This window comes from Streptomyces sp. W16 (assembly GCF_033194735.1).
In the GTDB taxonomy this organism is placed as follows: Bacteria; Actinomycetota; Actinomycetes; order Streptomycetales; family Streptomycetaceae; genus Streptomyces.
The window spans coordinates 1-4,230 of the sequence record NZ_JAWOAI010000700.1; the positions used below are offsets into that span (position 1 = coordinate 1).

A 4,230-nucleotide genomic window follows, 5' to 3' on the forward strand; every position below is an offset into this window, starting at 1 on the left:
CGCTCCGCGTCCAGCACCGCACGGAACCCCGTACCTGTGAAGGACGGGTTCTGCCACGTGGGCAGGCGCGCGCCGAACCCGGCGTCGGCCACCCCGGTACCGCCCACCGCGGAGGCCCGCTGGATCGGCGCCAGCCCCGGCCAGGCGGCCACCGTCACAGCAGGCCCCGTAGAACCCGTAGAACCCGGACTCGTAAGACCCGTAGACCCCGTAGACCCCGTAGAACCGTCGGAGTCGGAGTCAGGGCTCACGCTCACCCCACCAGCCCCAGACCCCTCGGCCCGCTCCCGGCGTTGCTCGTGCCCCTGACCCCGCAACCGGTCCAAGAACCCCACCGCTCAGCCCTCCGCCCCGGCTCGCGTCACCAGGGACGCGATCTCGCCGGTGTAGCGGCGGCGGTCGTGGTGTTCGAGGTCCAGGATGTCCTCCAGGCTCCAGTGGAAGTGGTAGGCGACGTACGCGATCTCCTCGTGCAGCCGGTCGGTCGCGTACGTCACGATTCCCCCAGGCGGCTCCCGCCGAGCTCCACCTCGAAGGGTTCCGCGCAGTGCGGGCACTGAACTGCCGCGCGGGTGTGGCCCTCCGCGTTGATCTGGCGGTAGAAGTCCTGGAGGAACGCGAGGTCGGAGGCGAACATGTTCTCCACGATCCCGTCGTGGACCATGGGGACCGACCCCAGCCGGGTGATCACCCGGCCGAGCAGCACCACGGACAGGTACGCCGGGTTCTCCTGCACCCGGACGTCCCGCAGCGGCACCAACTCGTCGCGTGCGGTGGCCAGTCGCATCACACCGTCCTGGTGGACCGTGCCGGACTCGTCGACATAGCCGCGCGGCAGCTGGAAGGGGAACTCGGTCCGCAGTGTCTGCCGTACGGCCGGAGCGGCGGCAGCGGAGACCGTCTGGGCCGGAGCCGGTATCGGCCCCGCACCCACCCCGGCCGCCGGCTCCGTACCCGCGCCCGGCGCGGCCGTCGCCGCAGCCGCCGCTCCCGAACGCCGCATTATTCGATGACCAGTTCTTCGAACACGATGGTCACGGACTCGGTGAGGGCGGCGGCCTCGCCCGCCTTCACCGTGCTCGCGTCGATCTTGCTGCACCAGGCGTTGCGCAGGTGGTAGCGCTTCACGGGGTTGTTCTGGAAGTCCATCATGATGATCGACGCGTTCTTGCGGGCGGTGGTCATCTGGCCGGAGATCGACTCGTTGATCCACTGGGTGAACGAGGCCGACTGGGTCATGCCGCGGATGACGGTGCAGGTGCCGTTCTTCTTCACGCCCGGCAGGTTCTTGACCACGTTCTGGCCGTTGGGGGTGTTCTGCTGGTAGGTGATGACGTCCTGCTCGATGCTCAGGCCGCTGACCTCGGCGAGGTACTCGACCATCACGCCGTCGATCTGCAGGCCGAAATTGTGTGAGGTGAGGGCGTCACCCGGCTGGAGACTCATGAATTCGCTGTCCTTCTAAGGGTGTTGAGAACTACCTGGAGTGGCGGTGGGCGCGCCGGGCTCGCCTACTCCTCCAACTCCCCGCTGCCGCTGGAGAACTGGGCCAGTCGGAAGATCACGAACTCGGCCGGCTTGACCGGCGCGATGCCGATCTCGCAGACGACCCGGCCGACGTCGACCGACTCCGGCGGGTTGGTCTCCTCGTCGCACTTGACGTAGTACGCCTCTTCCGGCCGCTGCCCGAACAGGGCGCCGCTGCGCCACTCGTTGACCAGGAACGCCGAGATGTTGCGCCGGATGCGCGCCCACAGGGCGTGGTCGTTCGGCTCGAACACCACCCACTGGGTGCCGATCAGGATCGACTCCTCCAGGTAGTTGAAGTACCGGCGGATGTTGAGGTAGCGCCAGGCCGGGTCGGAGGACATGGTGCGGGCGCCCCAGACGCGGATGCCGCGGCCCGGGAAGGCGCGGATGCAGTTGACGCCGATGGGGTTGAGAAGGTCCTGCTCGCCGCGGGTGATCTGCGTTTCGAGGTCGACGGCGCCGCGTACGACCTCGTTGGCGGGCGCCTTGTGCACACCGCGCTCGGAGTCGTTGCGGGCCCAGATGCCGGCGATGTGGCCGCTCGGCGGGATCAGCCGGGACTGTCCGCTGGACGGGTCGAAGGTCTTGATCCACGGGTAGTACAGGGCCGCGTACTTGGAGTCGTAGCCGGCCGTCTCCTGCCGCCAGACACGGATCTGACGGGCGTTCAGACTCGGCGGCGGGTCGATGACCGCGACCCGGTCGCCCATCAGCTCGCAGTGTGCGATCAGGCCCAACTGGACGGCCTTGACGGCCTCCAGGTCGATCGCGCCACGCTGGTAGGCGGCCATCAGGTCGGGGACCGCGACCATGGAGATCTCGTCCACGGCCTCCAGGCCGCCGAAGCCGGTGCGGTCGGCGGAGTCGCCGAGGTAGGTGGCGGGACCGGGATGTGACGCCGTGTCACTTCCCTTGCCGGGTACGGCGGGTGCGGCCGGGGCGGCGGCGGGCGCCCTGAGCGCGACCGTCTGGTTCTCCGGGCGGGCCAGCTGCGCGGCGGGCGCGGCCTCGGTCACGGTGATGAGCTTGGAGCGCTCCTTGACCTGGGTGACGACGTAGTTGCGGCCACCCTTCTTGGCGGTCACGTCGAAGCTCTCGACGTCCCTGCCCGCGTCCTTGACGATCAGCCGGAAGCGTTCGGCGGGTCCCTCGCCCTCGGCGTCGGCCACCTCGACACTCAGGTCGCCGGGCGCCAGAGCCGTCACGGCGAAGGTGCCGAGCTGGGTCGGCTCGCCCGCCGTCAGCGCGGCCGGAGCGGCCGAACCGGCAACGGCGGAAGGGGACTTGCTCTCGGCCGAGGTGCCCTCGGCGGTGCCGCCGACGCGGACGACGTAGGCGGCCGAACCGCCGTTGTTGAAGAAGCCGTAGACGGAGTGGGCGAGGTAGTACCCGTCGGTGAACTCACCGAAGGCAGCCACGTACTGCGTCCAGTTGGTCACCAGGGTCGGCTCGTTCAGCGGACCGGTCGGGGCCAGACCCACGAAGGCCGCCACCGAGGTGCCCACTCCCTCGATGGGGCGCGAGCCGCTGGCCACCTCCTCGACGTAGACGCCGGGCGACAGGTAGGACGGCATGCTCTGCTCTCCTCGGGATACGAGATAAGACGCTCTTAAGCCTCACTCGCGTGCCCCGGCCGCCGAAACGTCCTCGGGTGCCTGCCTCGGGGCAACTTCCTTGCCCTCAGGGGCAGTACGCGCTCCTGCCGTGACGTGCCCGGCGGTACCCTTCCGGGCCCGTCGTGGCGGATCTCCTCACCCCTGGGACCGCGACCGCGTTTGCGAGGCCGCCCCTTTGGGCAACCCCCCTTGCCCCGGCGGCTCCTGACGTTCCCTCACCAGCTGTCGTAGCGTCGGCGCATGAGTCTGTGGACCTCCCTGGAGCCCGCGTCCGCGACCGTCGATCCCGGTAGCAGTACCCGAGTGCGGCTGCGGCTGCGCAACACCGGCGACGTCGTGGACGAGTACCGCTTCGAGCCGGTCGGGAGCATCGCGCCCTGGACCACCGTGGAGCCGCAGACGCTGCGGCTCTACCCGGGCACGACGGGCACGGTCGACCTGACGTTCGCGCCGCCCCGCACCCCGGACGCGGCGGCCGGCCCGAACCCCTACGCGGTCCGCATCACGCCGACCGAGCACCCGGAGGCGGTCACCGTCCCCGAGGGCAACCTGACGATCACCCCGTTCACCGAGGTGCGGGCGGAGCTGGTGCCGCCGACGGTCAAGGGACGGTTCCGGGGCCGGCCCCGGCTGGCCGTGGACAACCTCGGCAACACCAAGCTGACGGCGTCGATCAGCGGCAACGACAACGGCGACCAGCTGTCGTACGACATCCATCCGGGCAATGTGCAGATCGAGCCCGGCCGGGCCGCGTTCGTCAAGGCGTCCCTGAAGCCCCGGAAGATCATCTGGTTCGGGCCGAAGGAGCAGCGGCCGTACACGCTGAGCGTGCTGCGGTCCGGCGCCAATCCCCTTCCCGTGGAAGGGACTTACCTCCAGCGCGGGTTCCTGCCGCGCTGGCTCGCCACCTTCCTCGGGGCCGTCCTCGCGCTCGCGCTCACCTTCCTGATGCTGTGGATCGCGTACAAGCCGCAGGTGAAGACCTCCGCCACCGAGCAGCTCAAGGACGCGGGCGTCAGCACGCTCGCGCCCAGCCCCACGCTGAGCGCCGCTCCCCCGCCGTCGGCCGCCGCCGCGACGAGTG

Annotated in this window: 5 protein-coding genes; 1 reads left to right on the top strand and 4 read right to left on the bottom strand. The window is 70.0% G+C overall.

The features are described from left to right. Positions 1-338: 338 nt before the first annotated feature. The 4 genes from R6V09_RS47405 to R6V09_RS47420 all read right to left on the bottom strand — a co-directional run bounded on the left by R6V09_RS47405 (position 339) and on the right by R6V09_RS47420 (position 3,104). The gene (locus R6V09_RS47405) at positions 339-497 is read right to left on the bottom strand and encodes a DUF6760 family protein (RefSeq protein WP_200716683.1); all 159 of its coding nucleotides are present in this window, start codon (positions 495-497) and stop codon (positions 339-341) included. Further along, on the bottom strand, positions 494-1,003 hold the full coding sequence (locus tag R6V09_RS47410; protein WP_317887657.1) for a hypothetical protein: 510 nt from the start codon (positions 1,001-1,003) through the stop codon (positions 494-496). Before R6V09_RS47410 ends, R6V09_RS47405 begins: the two co-directional genes overlap by 4 nt. Beyond that, the gene (locus R6V09_RS47415; RefSeq protein WP_019063375.1) at positions 1,003-1,446 is read right to left on the bottom strand and encodes a phage tail protein; all 444 of its coding nucleotides are present in this window, start codon (positions 1,444-1,446) and stop codon (positions 1,003-1,005) included. Before R6V09_RS47415 ends, R6V09_RS47410 begins: the two co-directional genes overlap by 1 nt. Before the next feature lie 65 nt (positions 1,447-1,511). Beyond that, positions 1,512-3,104 (bottom strand): phage tail sheath family protein, encoded by a 1,593-nt coding sequence (locus tag R6V09_RS47420; protein WP_317887658.1) that lies wholly within the window; start codon positions 3,102-3,104, stop codon positions 1,512-1,514. Positions 3,105-3,386: 282 nt separating this feature from the next. On the opposite strand from R6V09_RS47420, the gene R6V09_RS47425 reads away from it, so the two are divergent. Beyond that, positions 3,387-4,230 (top strand): COG1470 family protein (locus R6V09_RS47425; RefSeq protein WP_442810271.1); only part of this gene is annotated, 844 nt, incomplete at its 3' end.

Bases quoted from the DNA above. Each gene is read 5' to 3' on its own strand.
- R6V09_RS47410 (WP_317887657.1), bottom strand. From the start codon at position 1,003: ATGCGGCGTTCGGGAGCGGCGGCTGCGGCGACGGCCGCGCCGGGCGCG.
- R6V09_RS47415 (WP_019063375.1), bottom strand. From the start codon at position 1,446: ATGAGTCTCCAGCCGGGTGACGCCCTCACCTCACACAATTTCGGCCTG.
- R6V09_RS47420 (WP_317887658.1), bottom strand. From the start codon at position 3,104: ATGCCGTCCTACCTGTCGCCCGGCGTCTACGTCGAGGAGGTGGCCAGC.